General features: G+C 65.3%; 19 protein-coding genes. 10 read left to right on the top strand and 9 right to left on the bottom strand.

What is annotated here, in order from left to right; genetic code table 11:
• Positions 1–104 precede the first annotated feature (104 nt).
• From GPL20_RS21035 to GPL20_RS21015, 5 genes are all read right to left on the bottom strand, one after another.
• Positions 105–986, bottom strand: a complete 882-nt coding sequence (locus GPL20_RS21035; RefSeq protein ID WP_157331400.1) for a 3-hydroxybutyryl-CoA dehydrogenase — start codon at positions 984–986, stop codon at positions 105–107.
• A gap of 195 nt (positions 987–1,181) precedes the next feature.
• Entirely contained in the window at positions 1,182–2,126 is a 945-nt protein-coding gene (locus GPL20_RS21030; RefSeq protein WP_157331399.1) for an electron transfer flavoprotein subunit alpha/FixB family protein, read from the bottom strand.
• The gene (locus GPL20_RS21025) at positions 2,126–2,875 is read right to left on the bottom strand and encodes an electron transfer flavoprotein subunit beta/FixA family protein (protein WP_157331398.1); all 750 of its coding nucleotides are present in this window, start codon (positions 2,873–2,875) and stop codon (positions 2,126–2,128) included. Before GPL20_RS21025 ends, GPL20_RS21030 begins: the two co-directional genes overlap by 1 nt.
• A gap of 127 nt (positions 2,876–3,002) precedes the next feature.
• Positions 3,003–3,575, bottom strand: coding sequence for a cob(I)yrinic acid a,c-diamide adenosyltransferase (locus tag GPL20_RS21020; protein ID WP_157331397.1), 573 nt, complete (start codon positions 3,573–3,575; stop codon positions 3,003–3,005).
• A gap of 2 nt (positions 3,576–3,577) precedes the next feature.
• On the bottom strand, positions 3,578–3,772 hold the full coding sequence (locus GPL20_RS21015; protein WP_157331396.1) for a twin transmembrane helix small protein: 195 nt from the start codon (positions 3,770–3,772) through the stop codon (positions 3,578–3,580).
• 164 nt (positions 3,773–3,936) lie between these two features.
• Between GPL20_RS21015 and GPL20_RS21010 the strand changes: the two genes are divergently transcribed.
• Positions 3,937–4,830 carry a YihY/virulence factor BrkB family protein gene (locus GPL20_RS21010; protein ID WP_254125543.1) on the top strand — a complete coding sequence of 298 codons (894 nt, stop codon included), beginning with the start codon at positions 3,937–3,939 and terminating at the stop codon, positions 4,828–4,830.
• Here GPL20_RS21010 and GPL20_RS21005 read toward each other — a convergent pair.
• Both GPL20_RS21005 and gluQRS read right to left on the bottom strand, forming a co-directional pair.
• The gene (locus tag GPL20_RS21005; RefSeq protein WP_157331395.1) at positions 4,757–6,025 is read right to left on the bottom strand and encodes an ATP-binding protein; all 1,269 of its coding nucleotides are present in this window, start codon (positions 6,023–6,025) and stop codon (positions 4,757–4,759) included. The two genes, GPL20_RS21010 and GPL20_RS21005, sit on opposite strands and share 74 nt — an antisense overlap.
• 104 nt (positions 6,026–6,129) lie before the next feature.
• On the bottom strand, positions 6,130–7,002 hold the full coding sequence (gene gluQRS, locus GPL20_RS21000) for a tRNA glutamyl-Q(34) synthetase GluQRS (RefSeq protein ID WP_157331394.1): 873 nt from the start codon (positions 7,000–7,002) through the stop codon (positions 6,130–6,132).
• Between the two features lie 113 nt (positions 7,003–7,115).
• On the opposite strand from gluQRS, the gene GPL20_RS20995 reads away from it, so the two are divergent.
• On the top strand, positions 7,116–7,769 hold the full coding sequence (locus GPL20_RS20995; RefSeq protein ID WP_157331393.1) for a DNA-3-methyladenine glycosylase family protein: 654 nt from the start codon (positions 7,116–7,118) through the stop codon (positions 7,767–7,769).
• A gap of 8 nt (positions 7,770–7,777) precedes the next feature.
• Here GPL20_RS20995 and GPL20_RS20990 read toward each other — a convergent pair whose 3' ends face one another.
• Positions 7,778–8,665, bottom strand: a complete 888-nt coding sequence (locus GPL20_RS20990; protein WP_157331392.1) for a LysR family transcriptional regulator — start codon at positions 8,663–8,665, stop codon at positions 7,778–7,780.
• 181 nt (positions 8,666–8,846) lie between these two features.
• Between GPL20_RS20990 and GPL20_RS20985 the strand changes: the two genes are divergently transcribed.
• The 7 genes from GPL20_RS20985 to GPL20_RS20955 all read left to right on the top strand — a co-directional run bounded on the left by GPL20_RS20985 (position 8,847) and on the right by GPL20_RS20955 (position 17,704).
• Complete coding sequence (locus GPL20_RS20985; protein WP_157331450.1) at positions 8,847–9,821, top strand: NAD(P)H-dependent flavin oxidoreductase; 975 nt, start codon at positions 8,847–8,849, stop codon at positions 9,819–9,821.
• A 33-nt stretch (positions 9,822–9,854) separates the two neighbouring features.
• Entirely contained in the window at positions 9,855–11,039 is a 1,185-nt protein-coding gene (locus GPL20_RS20980) for an ABC transporter substrate-binding protein (RefSeq protein WP_157331391.1), read from the top strand.
• Positions 11,040–11,073: 34 nt separating this feature from the next.
• A complete protein-coding gene (locus tag GPL20_RS20975) occupies positions 11,074–12,606 on the top strand; it encodes an acyl-CoA synthetase (RefSeq protein ID WP_157331390.1) in 1,533 nt (510 codons plus the stop codon).
• Positions 12,607–12,699: 93 nt separating this feature from the next.
• A complete protein-coding gene (locus tag GPL20_RS20970; RefSeq protein ID WP_157331389.1) occupies positions 12,700–13,785 on the top strand; it encodes a DUF2855 family protein in 1,086 nt (361 codons plus the stop codon).
• Between the two features lie 155 nt (positions 13,786–13,940).
• Complete coding sequence (locus tag GPL20_RS20965) at positions 13,941–15,701, top strand: flavin-containing monooxygenase (protein WP_157331388.1); 1,761 nt, start codon at positions 13,941–13,943, stop codon at positions 15,699–15,701.
• A 129-nt stretch (positions 15,702–15,830) separates the two neighbouring features.
• A complete protein-coding gene (locus GPL20_RS20960) occupies positions 15,831–16,808 on the top strand; it encodes a peptidyl-alpha-hydroxyglycine alpha-amidating lyase family protein (protein WP_157331387.1) in 978 nt (325 codons plus the stop codon).
• A 338-nt stretch (positions 16,809–17,146) separates the two neighbouring features.
• Positions 17,147–17,704, top strand: coding sequence for an HNH endonuclease (locus GPL20_RS20955; RefSeq protein ID WP_027522133.1), 558 nt, complete (start codon positions 17,147–17,149; stop codon positions 17,702–17,704).
• Positions 17,705–17,802: 98 nt separating this feature from the next.
• On the opposite strand, the gene GPL20_RS20950 is transcribed toward GPL20_RS20955, so the two are convergent.
• Positions 17,803–18,879, bottom strand: coding sequence for a TIGR03032 family protein (locus GPL20_RS20950; RefSeq protein ID WP_157331386.1), 1,077 nt, complete (start codon positions 18,877–18,879; stop codon positions 17,803–17,805).
• A 382-nt stretch (positions 18,880–19,261) separates the two neighbouring features.
• Between GPL20_RS20950 and GPL20_RS20945 the strand changes: the two genes are divergently transcribed.
• Positions 19,262–20,896 (top strand): winged helix-turn-helix domain-containing protein, encoded by a 1,635-nt coding sequence (locus tag GPL20_RS20945; protein WP_157331385.1) that lies wholly within the window; start codon positions 19,262–19,264, stop codon positions 20,894–20,896.
• The last annotated feature ends 30 nt before the right edge of the window (positions 20,897–20,926 follow it).

Below are 20,926 nucleotides of genomic sequence, written 5' to 3'. Positions count from 1 at the left end.
GCGTAATCCACCTCTTTGCTGTCCACGCGGAGAGAGAAGTGGTGGGTTACGCCCAGCGAACCGCGCTTCGCGCAGTCGCAGGGCTAACCCACCCTACGGCACCGTCAGCGCGTCGGAACCGGCTTGGCGCCGCGGTAGTCGTAGAAGCCGCGCTGCGTCTTGCGGCCGAGCCAGCCGGCCTCGACATATTTCACCAGCAGCGGGCAGGGCCGATATTTCGAGTCGGCCAGGCCTTCATGCAGCACCTGCATGATCGACAGGCAGGTGTCGAGGCCGATGAAATCGGCAAGCTCGAGCGGACCCATCGGGTGGTGCGCGCCGAGCTTCATCGCCGCGTCGATCGCCTCGACGTTGCCGACGCCTTCATACAGTGTGTAGATCGCCTCGTTGATCATCGGCAGCAGGATGCGGTTGACGATGAAGGCCGGGAAATCCTCGGAGACCGCGACCTGCTTGCCGAGCTTGGCGACGAATTCCTTGGACGCCTCGAAGGTCGCATCGTCGGTGGCGATGCCGCGGATCAGCTCCACCAGCTCCATCAGCGGCACCGGATTCATGAAGTGAATGCCGATGAAGCGCTCGGGCCGGTCGGTGGCGGCGGCAAGGCGGGTGATCGAGATCGAGGACGTGTCGGAGGCGACGATCGCCTCCGGCTTCAGCACCGCGCAGAGCTCGTGGAAGATCTTGCGCTTGACCTCCTCCTTTTCGACCGCGGTCTCGATCACGAGGTCGCAGTCGGCGAGATCGTCGAGCTTCTCGGCGAGCGCGATGCGCGCCATCGCCGCGGTCTTGGCTTCCTCGGTGACGACTTTCTTGGAGACCTGTCGCGCCAGATTGCCGTTGATGGTCGCCATGCCCGACTTGAGGCGATCGGCCGACACGTCGTTGAGCACCACGTCGAAGCCGGCCAGCGCCGCAACATGCGCGATGCCATTGCCCATCTGACCCGCGCCGATCACGCCGACCTTCTTGATCACTGCCGCCATAATGTCATCCACCGGAACGGCGCGCTGCTGACCGCGCCTGCCTATCCCCTTGAGCCGGGAGATCCGATTTAATCAGAACCCGGGCTCGAAACCTAGATTGGATCGCTTCGAAGGCGTGCCCCACGCCAAAGAAACCGTCTCAAAAAAGAAACACCGGCCGGAGTTTATACCTCCGGCCGGTGTTTTGGGCGTATTTTACTTGCCGAGCTTGCCGAGTTCGGCGGTCAGCTCAGGAACCGCCTGATAGAGATCGGCGACCAGGCCGTAGTCGGCGACCTGGAAGATCGGCGCATCCTCGTCCTTGTTGATCGCGACGATCAACTTGGAGTCCTTCATGCCGGCCAGATGCTGGATCGCGCCGGAAATGCCGACCGCGACGTAGAGCTCGGGGGCCACGACCTTGCCGGTCTGGCCGACCTGCCAGTCGTTCGGCGCATAGCCGGCGTCCACCGCCGCGCGCGAGGCACCGACGCCGGCCCCTAACTTGTCGGCGAGCGGCTCGATGTACTTGGCGAAGTTCTCGCGGCTCTGCATGGCGCGTCCACCGGAGACGATGATCTTGGCCGAGGTCAGCTCCGGACGGTCGCTCTTGGCGACTTCCTCGCCGAGGAAGGACGACAGGCCCGGATCGGCGGCCGCCGCCACGTTCTCGACCGGCGCGCTGCCGCCTTCGCCTGCTGCAGCGAAGGTCGAGGTCCGCACCGTGATGACCTTCTTGGCGTCCTTCGACTTCACCGTCTGGATGGCGTTGCCGGCATAGATCGGACGCTCGAACGTGTCGGGGGCGACCACCTTGATGATCTCCGAGACCTGCATGACGTCGAGCAGGGCGGCGACGCGCGGCATCACGTTCTTGAAGCGCGAGGTCGCGGGGGCAACGATCGCGTCATAGCCGGGCGCCAGCGAGACGACCAGCGCGGCCAGCGGCTCGGCGAGATCGTGCGCATAGAGGTCGCCATCGGCGAGCAGCACCTTCTTGACGCCGGCGAGCTTGGCGGCGGCATCCGCCGCAGCCTTGGCGTTCTGCCCGGCCACCAGCACCTCGACATCCGCGCCGAGCGCGGCCGCCGCGGTCAGGGCCTTGTTGGTCGCATCCTTGAGCGACGCATTGTCGTGTTCGGCAATCAGAAGCGTCGTCATCAGAGCACCCCGGCTTCGTTCTTGAGTTTGGACACCAGCTCGGCGACGTCCTTGACCTTGACGCCCGCCTTGCGGCCCGCCGGCTCGGTCGTCTTGAGAACCTCGAGGCGTGCGGCAACGTCGACGCCGTAGTCGGCCACGGTCTTCTCCGCGATCGGCTTCTTCTTGGCCTTCATGATGTTGGGTAGCGAGGCATAGCGCGGCTCGTTGAGACGGAGATCGGTGGTGACGATCGCCGGTCCCTTCAGCTTCACGGTCTGGAGGCCGCCGTCGACTTCGCGCGTGACCTTGAAGTCGCTTCCTTCCACCTCGAGCTTCGAGGCAAACGTCGCCTGCGACCAGCCGAGCAGCGCGGCCAGCATCTGGCCGGTCTGATTGCTGTCGTCGTCGATCGCCTGCTTGCCGAGAATGATCAGGCCCGGCTGCTCTTCGTCCGCGACCTTCTTCAGGATCTTGGCGACCGCGAGCGGCTCGACATTGCCCTCGGCCTTCACCAGGATGCCGCGGTCGGCGCCCATCGCGAGACCGGTGCGGATCGTCTCCGACGCCTGCGCCGGTCCGATCGAGACCACCACGACCTCGGTGGCCTTGCCGCCTTCCTTCAGGCGCAGCGCTTCCTCGACCGCGATTTCATCGAACGGGTTCATGGACATTTTGACGTTGGCGAGTTCAACGCCCGATCCATCGCCCTTGACGCGGACCTTGACGTTGTAATCGACCACCCGCTTTACCGGCACTAAGACCTTCATCGATCCTCTTTCACTCAATTTGGGAGGGGGGGTTATCAACTGGCGCGGAACCTAAAGGCCTGATCAGGCCCGGTCAACGCGCGAAGGGGCCAATTTTTAGACCTTAGAAATGCGGGGGCTCAATGGGTCAGCGGTTCTGGCCCGGAACCCAGAGCACGTCGCCGGCACCGTTGTGGTTCGCGGCGCGGCTCGCCACGAACAGGAAATCAGACAGGCGGTTCATATACTGGATGCCAGCCGCGCCGACGGATTCGCCGGGCTTGGCCGCCAGTTCCACCATCACGCGTTCCGCCCTGCGGCATATTGTGCGGACGACGTGGAGGTGAGCGGCGGCCGGTGTGCCGCCCGGCAGCACGAAGGAGGTCAGCGGCGCGAGCTTGTCGTTGAGTGCGTCGATGTCGCGCTCGAGCCGCTCGACCTGGCTTGCCACCACCCGCAACCGCTCCGCCTTGCCTTCACGCTCGGGCACGGCAAGGTCAGCACCGAGATCGAACAGATCGTTCTGGATCCGGCCGAGCATCGCATCGAGCTCGGGCGCATCCTTTGTGTACAGACGAACGACGCCGATCGCGGCATTGGTCTCGTCCACCGTGCCATAGGCCGCGATGCGCAGATCGTACTTGGCCCGGCGCTCGCCGCTGCCCAGCGCCGTCGTGCCGTCGTCACCGGTTTTCGTATAGATGCGGTTGAGTACGACCATGTTTAACGCCCCATCGCCCAGACCGCGATCATGGCAATGATGATCGCCACGAACTGAAGCAGCACGCGCCAGCGCATCAGCTTCTGCGAGGTGTTGGGCGAGCCGCCGCGCATCATGTTGACGAGACCGAGCAGCAGAACCAGCGCCACGGCGCCGGCTGCCACCGGCAGGATGAAAGTGCTCAAGAGAGATGCCATTGGGGGTAGATAACACCGTGGGAGCCAGTCCGCCATGGCGTTCCCGATCTGGCTTTTAAGCCAATAATATCAGAAGCTGGCTGGATGATTTCCGATTTGCGTCCATCGGCGGCCTTCTTCGCCTCTCCCCGCAAGCGGGGAGAAGAAGCAGTACGGGGCAAACCGTGAAAGCGATCCGCTACATCTACGTCGTCGTGATGGATGCGTTCTACACATTCCTGGCCGACGACGGCTGGGCCATCGCGAGCCATATCGCGCTGTCGACGCTGATGGCGCTGTTCCCGTTCCTGATCGTGCTGACCTCGCTTGCCGGCTTCTTCGGCTCCAAGGAGCTCGCCGACCAGGCGGCGGAACTGATGCTCCAGGTCTGGCCCAGGCAAGTCGCGGATTCCATCTCGGGCGAGATCCATGACGTCCTGACCACGACCCGCACCGGCTTGCTGACCGTGGGCGCGGTGCTGGCGGTCTACTTCGCGTCGAATGGTGTCGAGGCGCTCCGCGTCGCGCTCAACCGCGCCTATGCGGTGGTGGAGATGCGGCGCTGGTATTGGTTGCGGCTGGAATCAATCGGCTACACGCTGGTCGCGGCCTTCACCGCGCTCGCGATGGCGTTTCTGATCGTGCTGGGCCCGCTCGTCATCGAGACTGCACGGCGCCACATCCCGCTGTTCGTCGAATCCAACGAGAGCATCCTGACCTGGCTGCGCTACGGCATCACCATCGGCGCGCTGGTGGTGGCGCTGTTCATCCTGCATGCCTGGCTGCCCGCGGGACGGCGCGGCTTCCTGCAAATCCTGCCCGGCATCGTCTTCACCATGGTGGCCTCGCTGATCTCGGGCGTCGTGTTCGGGCAATATCTGGCGCGGTTCGCCAACAACTACGTGACGATGTATGCGGGACTCGCCTCGGTGATTATCGCGCTGGTGTTTCTGTATTTCATCTCCGCGATCTTCGTTTATGGCGGCGAACTCAACGCCGCGATCATCAAGTCGCGGCTACCTCACGGCGTGTCGCTTCAAGCAGCGCAGTCGCTAAGGCCCGCGGAGACACAGGTTTGACCAGGAAGGCGTCGGCGCCGGCCTGGCGCGAGGCCACCTCGTCCTCGCCGCGGCCGGAGACGCCGATGATGGGGATCTGCGCGAATGGCGGCGGCATGGTGCGAATCCGCCTGATCGCCTCTACGCCGTCGATGCCCGGCAGCACCATGTCCATCAGCACCGCGTCGAACGCGCCCTGGGCGAGGCGGTCGACGGCGTCCTCGCCGCGCCCGATGAACTCGGCATGATGGCCGAGTTCGGTCAGGATGGTGTTGAGCACGACGCGGCCGAACGGATTGTCCTCGACGCTGAGCACGCGCAGCGCCGCCATTGCATCCGGATATTCGCTGCCCGACCTGCGGGATTGGCCTGACCCTGCCTTGTCCAGGGACACCGTCAGCGTGAAGGTGGCGCCGCCGCCGCGCCGCGGCGCGACGGTGATGTCGCCGCCCATTGCGCGCGCCAATTGCTTCACCGACGACAGCCCGAGTCCGGCGCCACCGAAGCGGGAGGCAATGGTGACGTTGGCCTGGGTGAAGGGGCGGAACAGCCGCTTGATCTCGGCCATGGTCAGGCCGATGCCGCTGTCGGACACCGCGAAGGCGACGCCCACCCTGCCCTCGCCCTTTGCCTTGCCTTTTGCCTGGTCCTTGCCCTTGACGGGACGCCACGGCGCGACCGCGAGCGCCACGGCGCCATGCTCGGTGAACTTCACGGCATTGTCGATCAGGTTTTCGAGGGCGGCGCGCAGGCGGACGGAATCGCCGACCACCAGCCCGGGCAGCTTGTCGGAGATGTCGACCTGGGCCTGGAGACCCTTGGCGGCGGCGCGCCCGGCCAGCGAATCGCCGGCGCTGCGGGCCAGTGCCCGCAGATCGAACAGGTCCTGCCGCAAGGCGCTCCCGCTCTTACCCGTTCTCGCAGCATCCACGAACAGGGTGGCGAGGCTCGCCAGATGCTCGGCGCCGGCCTTGATGGTGTCGGCCCAGCGCCGTTCGCGCTCGCCGAGATCGGAGGTCGCGAGCAAGTCGCTGATTGCCAGGATTCCGGTCAGCGGCGTGCGGACCTCGTGGGCAAAAGCGGCGAGCGCCGCCTGGACCACGTCCGACGCCGTGGCGCTGCGCTTGCGCGCCTTGCCGGCCGCCCCGGATTGCCTCCGAGGCGGTCGTCGCGTGGACGACCTTCCGCTGCGCGCCGAGCGCGTTCCTGCCGCCATAAATCCTCTTCGAAGTGTCCCCTTCGACCCCCGGACTCTCAGGCGAGCATGGCACGGCGGAACACCTGGAGTCACGGCAGCGTTGGGCTAAACCCCAGAGAAACTTAATCTAATCCCACCAACCGGCGGATACTGGCAGGGGTAGCACCGGCGTTGCGCAACTCGCGCAGGCCGGTCGAACCGGTTGATTTGGACAGCTTCCGGCCGCCATCGTCGCGAATCAGAGGATGGTGGCGATAGGCGGGCGCAGGCAGGCCGAGCAGGACTTGCAGCAGCCGGTGGACCGAAGTGGCGTGAAACAGGTCCTGGCCCCGCACGATCTCGCTGACGCCCTGGAGCGCATCATCGACGACAACAGACAGATGGTAGCTGGTCGGCGTCTCCTTGCGGGCCAGGATGACGTCGCCCCAGGCCTCCGGTCGCGCCGGGACCATGCCGCACTCGCCATCGGGCCCTTCGCCCAGCTCATGCCAGGCCAGCGTGGCGGCCCGGCGGCAGGCGGTCGCCATGTCGAGCCGGAGCGCATAAGGCATGCCGGACTGGATCAGCCGGGCGCGCTCGTCGGCAGACAGCGATTTGCCGTTGCCGGGATAAAGCGGCGCGCCGTCGGGATCGCGCGGCCAAGCCGCATCGACCTCACGTTCCGCCACCAGCCTTGCGATCTCGGCGCGGCTTTCGAAGGCGTGATAGACAAGACCCAGCGCGACGAGCTTCTCCAGCGCAGCATGATAATCGGCAAGATGTTCCGACTGCCGCCGCACCGGCGTCTCCCATGCAATCCCGAGCCAGGCGAGGTCCTCGTAGATAGCCGTCTCGTATTCCGGCCGGCAGCGCGTCACGTCGATGTCCTCGATCCGCAGCAGCAGCCGGCCGCCGGTCTCGCGCGCGCGGTCGACGTTCAGCAGCGCCGAATAGGCGTGGCCGAGATGCAGGAGGCCGTTGGGGCTGGGGGCAAATCGGAAAACGGGTGGCGCCATATGCAAAGATCTCGTCATGGCCGGGCTTGACCCGGCCATCCATCTTCCAGGACTCTGTTACGATAGGAGATGGATGCGCGGGTCAAGCCCGCGCATGACAAGTTGAGCACGCAATGACCATCCACCTCGAAACCCAGTCCGATCTCGAAGACGCCGTCCACGCGCTGATCAAGCGCGATTCCCGCCTCAAGCCCGTGCTGGCGATCGCCGGCATGCCCGCCTTGCGGCGGCGCGAGCCCGGCTTCGTTGGCCTCGCGCACATCGTCTGCGGCCAGCAGCTCTCGACCGCGAGCGCGGCGGCGATCTGGGGGCGGCTGTCAGCCGCCTTCGATCCTTTCGACCACGAGGCGGTGCGCCGCGCCCGCACCGACCGGCTGGGGCGCCTCGGCCTCTCCGCCGCCAAGATCAAGACATTGAAGCATCTCGCGCGCGAAATCGACGCGCAGCGGCTGAACCTCGACGTGCTCGCGGAGGAAGATGCCGACGCCGCGCATCACACGCTGATCTCGCTGCCCGGCATCGGGCCATGGACGGCGGACGTCTACCTGCTGTTTTGTCTCGGCCATGGCGATGCCTGGCCGGCCGGCGACCTCGCCGTTCAGGAGGGCATCCGCATCGGGCTGGGCTTGCAGGCACGGCCGACGGAGAAGCAGATGGCGCCGCTCGCCGAGCCATGGCGTCCCCTGCGCGGCGCGGCGGCGCATCTGTGGTGGAGTTACTACCGCGCGGTGAAGAAGCGCGAGGGCGTGCTCGCCGGCCAGGCCTAGATAAGGCCCTAACCGCGCAGCCTCGCGCGATCTCTCCGGGCGCACTCCGCGACGAAGTCGACGACCGCGCGCACCGCCGGCAGGTCGACGAGATCGGGATGGGCGAGCAGCCAGAGATCGGCGACGCTGGCGAGCTTCTGCGGCGCGACGCGCAGAAGATCGGGATAGGATTCGGCGACGAAGCAGGACAGCGCCGATATACCTATACCGGCACGGACCGCCGCCAGCATGTCGCCCTGCGACGAGCAGCGCATCACGATCGTTCCCTGACGCGTGACGGCATCGCTCCAGCGCGCGAGCTGTGCGTTGGAGGCCCGATCGGCAAAGCCGATGACGCTGTGCCCCTTCCACGCGGCTGGTTTCTCCGGCAGCGGCCGTCCCGCCGCGTAGCGCGGCGAAGCGTAGAAGCCGGTGCCGAGCCGGCCGATCTTGCGGCCAACCAGGTTCTCCTCGCCACTGTCGAAGGGACGCAGCACGACGTCGGCCTCGCGCCGGCGGACGCTGGCAGGATACGGATAGGTGATGATCTCCAGCTCGATGTGGTCATGCGCCCGCAGAAAGGCGGGGAGATGCGGCATCAGCCAATGCGAGGCGAGCGTTGCGCCGATCGAGAGCTTGACCGTGCCGCGCGCCTTTCGTCCGCGGGCGGAGACCGCCGTTTCGGCCCGCAGCGCCGCGGCCGCCATCGCCTCGGCGTGCTCGCGAAAGGCCCGTCCCTGGGCCGTCAGGGCGAGACCATCCGCGGCACGCGCCAGCAGCTTGGTGCCGAGCTGGCTTTCGAGCGCCGCAATCTTCCGGCTCACGGTCGGGTGACTGCTGCGCAGCCGGCGCGCGGCGCCGGTGAAGCTGCCGGTCTCGGCCACTGCGACGAAGGTCCGGCAAAGGTCCCAGTCCATGCCATCCGCCCTGTACGTTTCTGGTAGATGTCCGGTTCAATATTGAACGTCCCCGGCTCCGCTGTCCAACCCTATAGTGCACGGCAACCAAGGATGAAGAGTTGGCTGCCGGCAACCGACCGGGTTCACGCCACTCTCGACGACAGGGAGCGCGCGGGTTCAGTGCTCCCGGGAGGACATGATGGCACTGCCTGCCGCTCTCAAGGATGCACTCGAATTGCCGGTTGTCGGCTCGCCCCTGTTCATCGTGTCCGGGCCGGAACTCGTCATCGCGCAGTGCAAGGCGGGCGTGGTCGGCTCGTTTCCCGCGCTCAATGCCCGGCCCGCCGACAAGCTCGGCGAGTGGCTGGATCGGATCGACGACGAACTCGGCGAATACAAGTCGCGCCATCCCGGCAGGAAGGTCGCGCCCTATGCGGTGAACCAGATCTGCCACGCCTCCAACGACCGGCTGATGCAGGACATGGAAACCTGCGTGAAGCACCGCGTGCCCATCATCATCACCTCGCTTCGCCCGCCCGCCGAGATCGTCGAGGCCGCGCATTCCTATGGCGGGTTGGTGTTCCACGACGTCATCAACGTCAAGCATGCGCGCAAGGCGGCCGAGCAGGGCGTCGACGGGCTGATCCTGGTGTGCGCCGGTGCCGGCGGGCATGCCGGCACGCTGTCGCCGTTCGCGCTGGTGCGCGAGGTCAAGCAGTGGTTCAAGGGCACCATCCTGCTGTCGGGTGCGATCAGCGACGGCTTCGGCATCGCCTCGGCGATGACGCTGGGTGCCGACCTCGCCTATATGGGCACGCGGTTCATCGCGACGAAGGAAGCCAATGCCGCAGAGGCCTACAAATCTGCGCTGACGCAGCATGCCGCGCACGACATCGTCTACACCAACCTGTTCACCGGCGTGCACGGCAACTATCTCGGCCCTTCCATCGCCGCCGCGGGGCTCGATCCGGACAACCTGCCCGTCGCTGACAAGACGAAGATGAATTTCGGCTCCGGCGGCAACATGAAGTCCAAGGCCTGGCGCGACATCTGGGGCTCGGGCCAGGGCATCGGCCAGATCACCGATTGCCCGCCGGTGGCGGAACTCGTCGACCGGATGAAGGCGGAATTCGATCAGGCGCGACAGGATTTCCTGATGCGCGCCAGCGCCTGACGTATCGAACCGACGAGGAAAACGGAGGACATCATGAAGCTGGCAGCCGCACTGATCGGCATGTCGTTGCTGGCGCTCGCCGGCGGCAGCGCCCATGCCGAAGGCAGCGACGAGATCCGGATCGGCCAGACCCTCCCCTATAGCGGCCCCGCCTCCGGCTTCGGCGCGATCGGCCGCACCCAGGAGGCGTTTTTCGAGAAGATCAATGCGGAGGGCGGGATCGGCGGCCGCAAGGTGAAGTTCATCACGCTCGACGACGCCTACTCGCCGCCGAAGACGGTCGAGCACACGCGCAAGCTGGTCGAACAGGACGAGGTGCTGATGATGTTCGGCTCGCTCGGCACCGCCACCAACAGCGCCGTGCAGCGCTACCTCAACGCCAAGAAGGTGCCGCAGCTCTTCGTGCTCTCGGGCGCCAGCAAATGGGCCGAGCCGGCGAAATATCCGTGGACCATGCCGGGCATGGCCGCCTACGAATCCGAAGGCGTGGTCTATGCCAAGCACATCCTCAAAGCCAAGCCCGACGCGAAGATCGCCATCCTGTCGCAGAACGACGATTTCGGCCGCGACTATGTCGCCGGGTTCAAGCGCGCGCTCGGCACCAGGGCCGCGAGCATGATCATCGCGGAAGCGACCTACGAGACCAGCGCGCCGACGATCAGCTCGCAGCTGTCGACGCTGAAATCGTCCGGCGCCGACGTGCTGTTCGGCGTCGTGCTGGGAAAATTCACCTCCCAGATGATCAAGGGCGTGGCCGAGATCGGCTGGAAGCCGGAGCTGTTCTTCGTGCCGACCTCGGCCTCCTCGATCTCGTTCCTGGAGCCGGCCGGGCTCGACAACGCGGTCGGCCTGATCTCGTCGAGCAACCAGAAGGACACGATGGACCCGCAATGGGCCGACGATCCCGGCGTGAAGGAGTATTTCGCCTTCATGAAGCGATACATGCCGAATGCCGACCTCGCGAATTCGAACTACGCGGCCGGCTATCACTACGCCACGCTGCTGATGACCGTGCTGCGGGCCTGCAACGACGATTTCAGCCGCGACAACATCATGCGGCAGGCGGCCTCGCTCAAGGACGTCAGGCTTCCGCTGCTGCTCCCCGGCATGGCGGTGTCGACGGGCACCGAGGACTATCTGCCGTTCCAGCAATTGCAGTTGCGCCGCTTCAACGGCAAGAGCTGGGTCCAGTTCGGCGACGTTCTTGACGACCGCTAGGCCAGACGAGTGCGAAGGGATCCGAGGGCGTGACATGATCATCAGTGGTGAGCGCCGGATCGGCTATGACGAGATGCAGGCCCGCATCAGGCGGGCGGCGAGCGGATTTCGCACGCTTGGCCCTGCCGACGGCACGCCGATCGCGATGATGCTGCGCAACGACTTCGCGCTGCTCGAGGTGGTCGCGGCGTCCTCGGCGCTGGGCAGCCCGGTCGTGCCGATCAATTGGCACCTCAAGGCGGAGGAGGTCCGCTACATCCTGGCCGACAGCGGCGCCAGGATCCTAGTCTGTCATGCCGACCTGTTGCCGCAAATCCGTCCCGGGCTGCCGGATGACATCCGCCTCCTGATCGTCGAGACGCCGCCGGAGATCGCGTCGGCGTTCGAGATCGCACCGGAGCTGGCGCAGGCGCCCGCCGGATCGATCAACTGGGACCGCTGGCGCGACAGCCACCCCGAATCGCAGGAGCCGCCGCGGCGCAGCGCCGCGATGATCTACACCTCCGGAACCACGGGCATGCCCAAGGGCGTCCGGCGCATGCCGATGCAGCCCGAGCAGGCCGCCGCCTCCGAGCGGGTCGGGGCGATCGCCTATGGCATCAGCCCGCGGCAGGACCAGGTCGTGCTGATCAACGGGCCGATGTACCATTCGGCCCCGCATTCCTACGGCATGCTGGCGTTCCGCAGCGGCTGCACCATCGTCCTGCAGCCGCGCTTCGACGCCGAGGAGCTGCTCGCGCTGATCGAGCGCCACCGCGTCACGCACATCCACATGGTGCCGACCATGTTCGTCCGCCTGCTGCGGCTGCCCGAGGCGGCGCGGCGGCGCTACGACCTGTCGTCGTTGCGCTTCGTCGTCCATGGCGCCGCGCCCTGCGCGGTCGAGGTCAAGCGCGCCATGATCGAATGGTGGGGGCCGGTCATCAACGAATATTTCGGCTCGACCGAGACCGGCATTCCGGTCTGGCATTCGGCCGAGGAAGCGCTGAAGAAGCCCGGCACGGTCGGCCGCGCCATCGAGGGCGGCATCGTCAGGATCTTCCGCGCCGATGGCACCCCGTGCGCCGTCAACGAGGTCGGCGAGATCTACATGCGCCAGACCGCGGTCCCCGATTTCGACTATCACGGCAAGACCGAGGCGCGCACTGAGGCCGGCCGCGACGGCCTCGTCAGCGTCGGCGACGTCGGCTATCTCGACGAGGACGGCTACCTCTTCCTGTGCGACCGCAAGCGCGACATGGTGATATCGGGCGGCGTCAACATCTATCCCGCGGAGATCGAGAAGGTGCTGATCACCATGTCCGGCGTGCGCGACTGCGCGGTGTTCGGCATTCCCGATCCGGAATATGGCGAGCGGCTCTGCGCCTATGTCGAGCCCGAACCCGGGACTGCGTTGTCGTCGAGCGCAGTCCAGGCCTTCCTGCGCGAGCATCTCGCCAACTTCAAGGTGCCGAAGGATATCGAATTCATCGACGCGCTGCCGCGGGAAGCGACCGGAAAGATCTTCAAGCGCAAGCTGCGGGATCCCTACTGGGCCGGCCCGCTCCACCCCGGGTCTGAGACTTGAGAAAGCGAACGCCGTTTCAAACAATGTTGCTGTTGCAAAGCGTTCGTCCCTGAACCAGAACATGCGACCACGGACAAATACCGGGCCGATGTCATGACAGCCACCGACTTCATCGTCGCGCGAAGCGACCTCGAAACCTGCAAGACGATCGCAACGACGCTGCCTTCGGCCGATGCGCTGCCAAGGGACGCGCTGCTCGTGAAGGTCGACCGCTTCGCCTTCACCGCCAATAACATCACCTACGCAATGATGGGCGACGCGCTGAAATACTGGCAGCTCTTTCCCGCACCGGACGGCTTCGGCAACATTCCGGTATGGGGTTTTGGCGAGGTGATCGCCTCGACGCATCCTGGTGTCGCCGTGGGCGAACGCCTGTTCGGCTATTTTCCGATGGCGACGCATCTCGTCATCGAGGCCACCGACGTCAGCAAGCGCGGCCTGCGCGATGGCGCGGCACACCGGCAGGGCGTGGCGCCGGTGTACAACGCCTACGCGCGCGTCAGCGGCGATCCCGCCTATGCCGGGCGACAGGGCGATTACCAGGCGTTGCTGCGTCCGCTGTTCATGCTGTCCTTCCTGGTCGACGATTTCCTGGCCGAGAACGAGGATTTCGGCGCAGGCACCGTGCTCCTCTCGAGCGCGTCGAGCAAGACCGCGTTCGGGCTCGCCCATCTCCTGCACAGCCGGGGGCGCAAGACGATCGGGCTGACATCGGCCGGCAATGCCGGCTTCGTCGCCTCACTCGGCTGCTATGACGAGGTCGTCACCTATGACCGCGTGACGTCGCTGCCACCGGACATGCCGGCCGCGTTCGTCGACATGGCCGGCAACAGCGCGCTGCGCATCGGGCTGCACCGGCATTTCGGCGACCAGATGAAATGCTCGATACGCGTCGGATTGACGCATCGTGCCACCGAGCCCGATGAGGGCGCGCTCCCCGGCGCCAAGCCGCGCTGGTTCTTCGCCCCCGACCAGATCCGCAAGCGCGCCAAGGAGTGGGGTCCCGGCGGTATCGAGCAGCGCCTCGGCGCAGCATGGTCCGGCTTTGCACCGCTGCTGGAGAGATGCCTGACCGTGGTCGAGAGCCGCGGGCCGGAGGCTGTGCAGCGCGTCTATCTCGATACGCTGAGGGGGCGTATTCCGCCCGAGCAGGGCCACATGCTCTCGCTGCTCGGGTAAAGCGCTTTTGGCTCCTGCCGAACCGGTATAGCGTCGATCTCCAGGTTGGAGCATGATCGGTTCGGAAAACCGCTCCGCACTTTTCGCTTACGCGGCCCTTCGGGTCCGGATCATGCTCGCGAGGAAACGCCGCGAAGACGGCCACGAGGTCGCGCATGCTGGACAGGACGAAGGATATTTCCGTCGCCGCGCAGGCCTGGCTCGACGAATTCGAGCGCGTCCTGGGCAAGTCCGATCCGACCGTGCTCGACCGGCTCTTTCTCGCCGACAGTTTTTGGCGCGATGTGCTGGCGCTGAGCTGGAACCTGCAGACGATCGCCGGCCGCGATGCGATCGCACGGGAGCTGACCGCGCTTGCACCGAAGGCGGCGCCGATCAGTTTCAAGATCGCCTCCGGCCGCGCGCCGCCACGCTGGGTGACGCGCGCCGGCACCAGCACCATCGAAGCGATCTTTGATTTCGAGACCGCAATGGGTCGCGGCAGCGGCATTGTCCGGCTTGTTCCCGATGGCCCTGACGACCGGCCGAGAGCGTGGACGCTGCTCACTGCCCTCGACGAGCTCAAGGGGTTCGAGGAACAGCTCGGCAGCTCGCGCCCGCGCGGCCAGGCCTATTCGCGCGACTTTCGCGGGCCGAACTGGCTCGACCAGCGCAACACTTCGCGCGACTATGCCGATCGCGATCCGGCCGTATTGATCGTCGGTGGCGGCCAGGCCGGGCTCGCCATCGCGGCCCGGCTGAAGCAGCTGAAGGTCGACACGCTGATTGTCGATCGCGAAGCCCGCATCGGCGACAACTGGCGCAAGCGCTACCATGCGCTGACGCTGCACAACCAGGTGCAGGTCAATCACCTGCCCTACATGCCGTTCCCGCCGAGCTGGCCGGTCTATATCCCCAAGGACAAGCTCGCCAACTGGTTCGAGTCTTACGTCGATGCCATGGAGCTGAACTTCTGGACCGGCACCGAGTTCGAAGGCGGCACCTATGACGAGGCCAACGGCCAGTGGACGGTGACGCTGCGCAGTGCCGACGGCAGCAAGCGCACAATGCATCCGCGCCACGTGGTGATGGCGACCGGTGTCAGCGGCATCGCCAACGTGCCGGATATTCCGACCCTCGGCAATTTCACGGGCACGCTGGTCCATTCCAGCCGCTATGAGGACGGCGAGAGCTGGACAGGCAAGCGCGCCATCGTCATCGGCACCGGCAATAGCGGCCACGACATCGCGCAGGATCTCCATTCCAGCGGCGCCGCGGTGACGCTGGTGCAGCGCTCGCCGACGCTCGTCACCAATATCGAACCGTCGGCCCAGCTCGCCTACGCGACCTACAATGAGGGCACGCTCGAGGACAACGATCTGATCGCCGCCTCGATGCCGACGCCGCTTGCGAAGAAGACGCATGTGATGCTGACGGAGCAGTCGAAGGCACTCGACAAGGAGCTGCTCGACGGCCTCGCCCGCGTCGGCTTCAAGCTCGATTTCGGCGAGGCCGGCACCGGCTGGCAGTTCAAGTACCTCACCCGCGGTGGCGGCTATTATTTCAACGTCGGTTGCTCCAACCTGATCGTCGAGTGCGCAATCAAGCTCAGGCAGTTCGACGACATCGAGGCGTTCGTCGCCGCCGGCGCGCGGATGAAGGACGGCACGCTCCTCCCGGCCGACCTCATCGTGCTCTCCACTGGCTACAAGCCGCAAGGCTATCTGGTGCGGAAGCTGTTCGGCGATGCCGTCGCCGACCGCATCGGCCCGATCTGGGGCTTTGGCGACGGCTTCGAGCTCCGCAACATGTATGCGCGGACGCGGCAGCCGGGCCTCTGGTTCATCGCCGGCAGCCTGGCGCAATGCCGCATCAACTCGAAATATCTCGCGCTGCAGATCAAGGCGATCGAGGAAGGGATTTTGGGGCGACTGTAACCACAGTCGTCATTCCGGGGCGCGCGCAGCGCGAGCCCGGAATCCATGGAAACTCCGGGACGCGCTGCCTAATGGATTCCGGGCTCGCGACTTCGGCGCGCCCCGGAATGACAGGAGGAGAGAACATCGATGCCAGCCATTCTCGGCACCGGCGAGCACCGCTACCGCGTCGTCGAAAACTTCGCAAAGCTGCCGGACGGCTGCCAGCTCACCGACGTCGCCTCCGTCGCGGTCGACAGCCGCGACCGCGTCTACGTGTTCAACCGCGGCGCCCATCCGATGGTGGTGCTGGACCGCGAGGGCAATTTCCTGCGGAGCTGGGGCGAAGGCCTGTTCTCGCGCGCGCACGGTCTGCACATCGACGCCGACGATAACCTCTATTGCACCGACGACGGCGACCACACCGTGCGCAAATGCACCACCGAAGGCAAGGTGCTGCTGACGATCGGCATCCCCGAGAAGCCGTCCCCGTTCATGAGCGGCGATCCCTTCCATCGCTGCACCCACACCGCGCTGTCGCCGAAGGGCGAGATCTACGTCTCCGACGGCTATGGCAACGCGCGGGTGCACAAATTCACCCCCGACGGCAAGCTGATGAGGAGCTGGGGCGAGCCCGGCACCGATCCCGGACAGTTCAACATCGTGCACAATATTGTCACCGATGCCGACGGCTGGGTCTACGTTGCCGACCGCGAGAACCACCGCGTGCAGGTGTTCGATGGTGACGGCAAGTATGAGACGCAGTGGAACAATCTGCACCGGCCTTGCGCGCTGTGCTGCTGCGGTGGCGGCAGGAGCCCGACCTTCGTCATCGGCGAGCTCGGCCCCGGCATGGCCGTCAACCGCAAGGTGCCCAATCTCGGCCCGCGGCTTTCGATCGTGGACGCCAAGGGCAAGCGCATCGCCCGGCTCGGTGGCGAGGAAGGCCCGGGCGTCGCCAGCGGCAAGTTTCTGGCGCCGCACGGCATCGCGCTGGATTCGAAGGGCGACATCTATGTCGGCGAGGTCGGTGTCACCGACTGGAAGACCAGCTTTCCGGACGAGGACATGCCGGCCGCGGTGCGCACGACGCGCTGCTTGCAGAAGCTGGAGCGGGTGCGGGAGTAGCGGCAGGCCGCCACGCGCCAGCGAAGCTCGGCCGATCGCCCAATATCGTCCCGACGAAGGTCGGCCCGACTGAGGCGGTGGAGCGACGCCGTTCAAACGTCGACGAATCGAAGCATCGTCCGGCTACCTCGCGCCGCGCCCTGATCGCACAGGCGGTTCCGCGCCGGCCGCCCGAGGCCCCCTCCCAAATCGCGGCCTTTTTGCGCGCTTTGCCACCCCGCCGCCGCATTGCTCGCAGCTGAATAAGTCGCTCAGCGGGCTTCACAATCCCGTCACGCTGCATGTAGTATGTCAGTACATGCTGCTTCGCAGCGTACATTGGAGGCCGGGAGCGTTACTTGAACGCACATGTCTCGCAAGGCAGTTGGCCGGTGTTGGTGCTGAATGCGGACTTCCGGCCGCTGAGTTACTACCCACTGTCGTTGTGGTCGTGGCAGGACGCGATCAAGGCGGTGTTCCTCGACCGCGTCAACATCGTCGCGCATTACGATCAGGCGGTTCGAAGTCCCACGCTCGAGATGCAATTGCCGAGCGTCGTCTCGCTCAAGTCCTTCGTCAAGCCGACCACCCATCCCGCCTTCACCCGTTTCAACGTCTTCCTGCGCGATCGCTTCAACTGCCAGTATTGCGGCTCGCCCGAAGACCTCACCTTCGATCACATCATCCCGCGCAGCAAGGGCGGCCAGACCACCTGGGAGAACGTGGTCGCGGCGTGCTCGCCCTGTAACCTGCGCAAGGGCAATCTCACCCCGGCGCAGGCCAAGATGTTTCCGCGCCAGACCGCGTTCGCGCCGACCGTGCACCAGCTCCACCGCAACGGGCGCCTGTTCCCGCCGAACTATCTGCACGACAGCTGGCTGGACTATCTCTACTGGGATACGGAGCTGGATCCGTAGGGGCGACGCCCGGCCTCAGTCGACACGCGCCCCCGACAAACACCGATGCGCACGCGACACCCAAAAATGCAGAGATCGCGGGCCGATGCCCGACCCATTCACTGCTCGAAGGTCAAGGGGTTGTTGATCTCGGCATCGGTGAACGAAGCCGCCATCGGACGACGCACGCCCGGCAGCACCGCGACATCGTAAAGTTCCGTCACCGCGCCTTCGATGCGGATCCATTGCACGATGTCGCCGGAGGCGAGGTTCACGACCTGGAGGCCGCACCAGCCGTCGGCGTCACGCCGCTTCATCTCGTCGTCGAGCGGCAGCCCCGAGAACGACCCGTCGCGGGACAGCGACAGGCCGACCACGGCGTGACCGTTGTGGAACGCCAGCCCGCGCAGGAAGCCCGGACAGAACGCGCGCGGCGCGAAGCTGCCGTTCGCGAGATCGACCGTGCCGAGCTGTCCGGTGCCGGAGTTCAACACCCAGAGCTGGTCACCGTACCAGCGCGGCGAATGCGGCATCGAAAGCTTTTCAGTGACGACTGCGCCGCTCGCCACGTCGATCACGATGCCGCCTTCGGCCCGCCGCGCCCGCCAGCCATTGACCACGTCGCTGCGGCTGGTCGCGGTCACGAAGGCCGCCTCGCCGTCCCTGACCGCAAGGCCGTTGAGATGGCAGCGATCCTCGGCCGCCAGTTTCGAGATGAAAGGCGGCTTCCAGAACACGCGAAAGGCGTGCACCGGCGACAACAGCGACAGGCACGAATAGAGCGTGTTCACGAATACGATACGGCCATCGCCGAGCACGCTGACATCGTGAATGTCGAGCTCGCCCGTGGTGTGCGCGACGCGCGGCACATAATAGCGGTCGGCGCCGCCGGCAGTCTGGTCGGAGCTGAGGATGTTCTCGAAACGCCAGACCTGGAATGGGGTCGCCAGCACCAGGCGCTGGGGATCGGCCCACACCCCCATCGCGCGGCCGGTGCCGACCTCGTGGATGGCAAGCCCTCCACCATCGTCGACGCCCACGAGATAGAGCCGACCGGTCTGATAGGAGGTGAAGACGAGGCTGACCTGATTGGCTTGCAGCCAGCCCGCCATGCCCCGCGAACAGGTGATGTGCGCCGCCGTCAGTTGCGGCAGCGTGGCGGCTGATGATGTGGGGCTGGGCGCAGCGTCGCTCAATGATTCAGGTCCTTGATTCTCGGGAACGCGCCGTTCGTTGCAGCAACATCGGGCGGCGTCTCGCTCAGGCAAGCCTTGTTCCGGCAAGTCTCGCTATGCGGCATCTCTTGCTGCGAAGCAAGTCTCGCGATCGGACTCGTCCTGCTGTGTGGCACGGCCTGGAAGCGCGATTCATCTGACCATTTCTGGGTGTCGGACGATCGCGTCGGTGATCGGCATCGAGGCGCGGCAACGTCCCCGCAGCCCTTTCCAAAGGCGGTTGGAAAACCGTGGTGGTAGTCGCCTGCTCATGGCAGTGCTTCTTTGTGCTTGCGTCAGAGCCATTGACGAGAATACTAACCTTCGGCCGACATTTGGTTGATTGATTTTTTGGGGCCGGGAAGTGGAGAAGGCACAGGATCTTCGTTTCGGGGACATGATCCTTGACGAAACATGCCTTTTCGCGCACCGCAACGGGCGGAAGATTCAATTCACCAGAAACGAGCGCGCGCTGCTGCTGGCTCTGACGCGCAACCCTCGTCGCCTGATGCCCCGCGACCGTCTGCTCGACGAGATCGCGTCGGAATCCAACGTATCCGACCGCAACATCGATTTTCTGGTCAACAGGTTGCGGGTCAAGCTCGGCGATAGCGCCAAATCGCCGAATTTTATCGCCACACAATATGGCGAGGGTTACGTCTGGATCGCCGTTCCATCTTCGGTAGCGCCAATAGACGCTCTCCTGGTCATCGCACCGGCTTTCGGGCTGCCCGGATCTCCCTTCAGCCGGCAGGCGTCTTCGCTAATCGATCAGCTACGCGAGATGATCGCTGAGGGTGTTGGCGATGGCCACAACGTCATCGTTGCCGAGGACTGGACCCCCACCGACAGGCTGCGTTATTTCCTGCAAGTGAGCTTTTTTGCCCGCAACGGGCACCTCGATTGCGCGGCCACCTTGAGGGAAATGCCGTCGAGGCGGATCGCAAAAGCATTGCGGCTCCAACTCGACATGGCCGACGCCGCATCGATCACGAATGAGGCCAGCCGGGTTTCGAATGGCGTCATCGAGGTGCTGCGCAAGGCGCTCGGCCACGCCTCGACAGGGCTCGGTATCCGCGCCGAGGAACCAGCTGAAACGCGCCTTCAAAAGGCTTCGAGCGTGTTGCTGTCGACCAATCCGAGGTGGGTGGAAGGTGGCGAGCAACTGGGGAGGGACCGCAAGCAGGATCCTGACAATGCGGATATCGCCCTGCAATGGTGCCTGCATCTGTTCACGCGCCTCACGACGACCAATCCGTTCGGCGAGATGAGCCTTGAAGAACGCTACCGCATGGAAAGCGAGATCGACGCCACGGTGCTGGACTGCCTGCCAGCCATCGAGGCGAACCCGCTGCTGATGCTGGCAGCCGCCAAGCTGCTGTACTTCATCAATCGAGGTCATCTCGAACTGGCGGAAGATATCCTCGAACGCGCCTTCGCCCAAACAACGGACTTTGCCGGGGCCTTGCCGGTCATGGGACAATTGCGCTATGCGCGCGGCCAATTCGACGAAGCTGTCCAATACTTCGACCGCGGCATCGCGATGGTCGAACTGAACCCTCTGTACCACATACATATCCGGGTCCTGAAATGCCTCGCCCTCCTTGCTGCCGGCAACCATGCGGCGCTTGAAGGCGCCGTCCCCACGATCGATCCGGACATCCCTTGCCCTCCTGAAATCGCATGGATGATTGCCTGGACGTTCGCGCCGGCCGATCAGGAATTGCCGCAGGCGTCGGCGGATGCGCTTGCCGCGATCGGCCCCGAGGGCGCGATCGGCGCGGTCGAATATCTCTATTTCACGTCGGCACGTCACCTCGTTTCGGAGCAGGCTCGCGCCAACCTCATGCATAACCTGATCGCGCATGTGACGAGATTCCATGGCGAGCGGGTGGTCCCGGCCTTCATTCTCCGGAGCATCGGCAAGGTCTCTCCGGCTGAACACACTCACGGACAAACGGCGCTCGAAGCGGGCATTGGCGCACGCCTCAAATATTGAGCAAACAATTGGTTGCTAGAGCGTGTCTGG

The organism is Bradyrhizobium cajani (assembly GCF_009759665.1).
Lineage (GTDB): Bacteria > Pseudomonadota > Alphaproteobacteria > Rhizobiales > Xanthobacteraceae > Bradyrhizobium > Bradyrhizobium cajani.
Note: the sequence above shows the minus strand (reverse complement) of the source record. Positions and strands in the feature narration are given on the sequence as shown.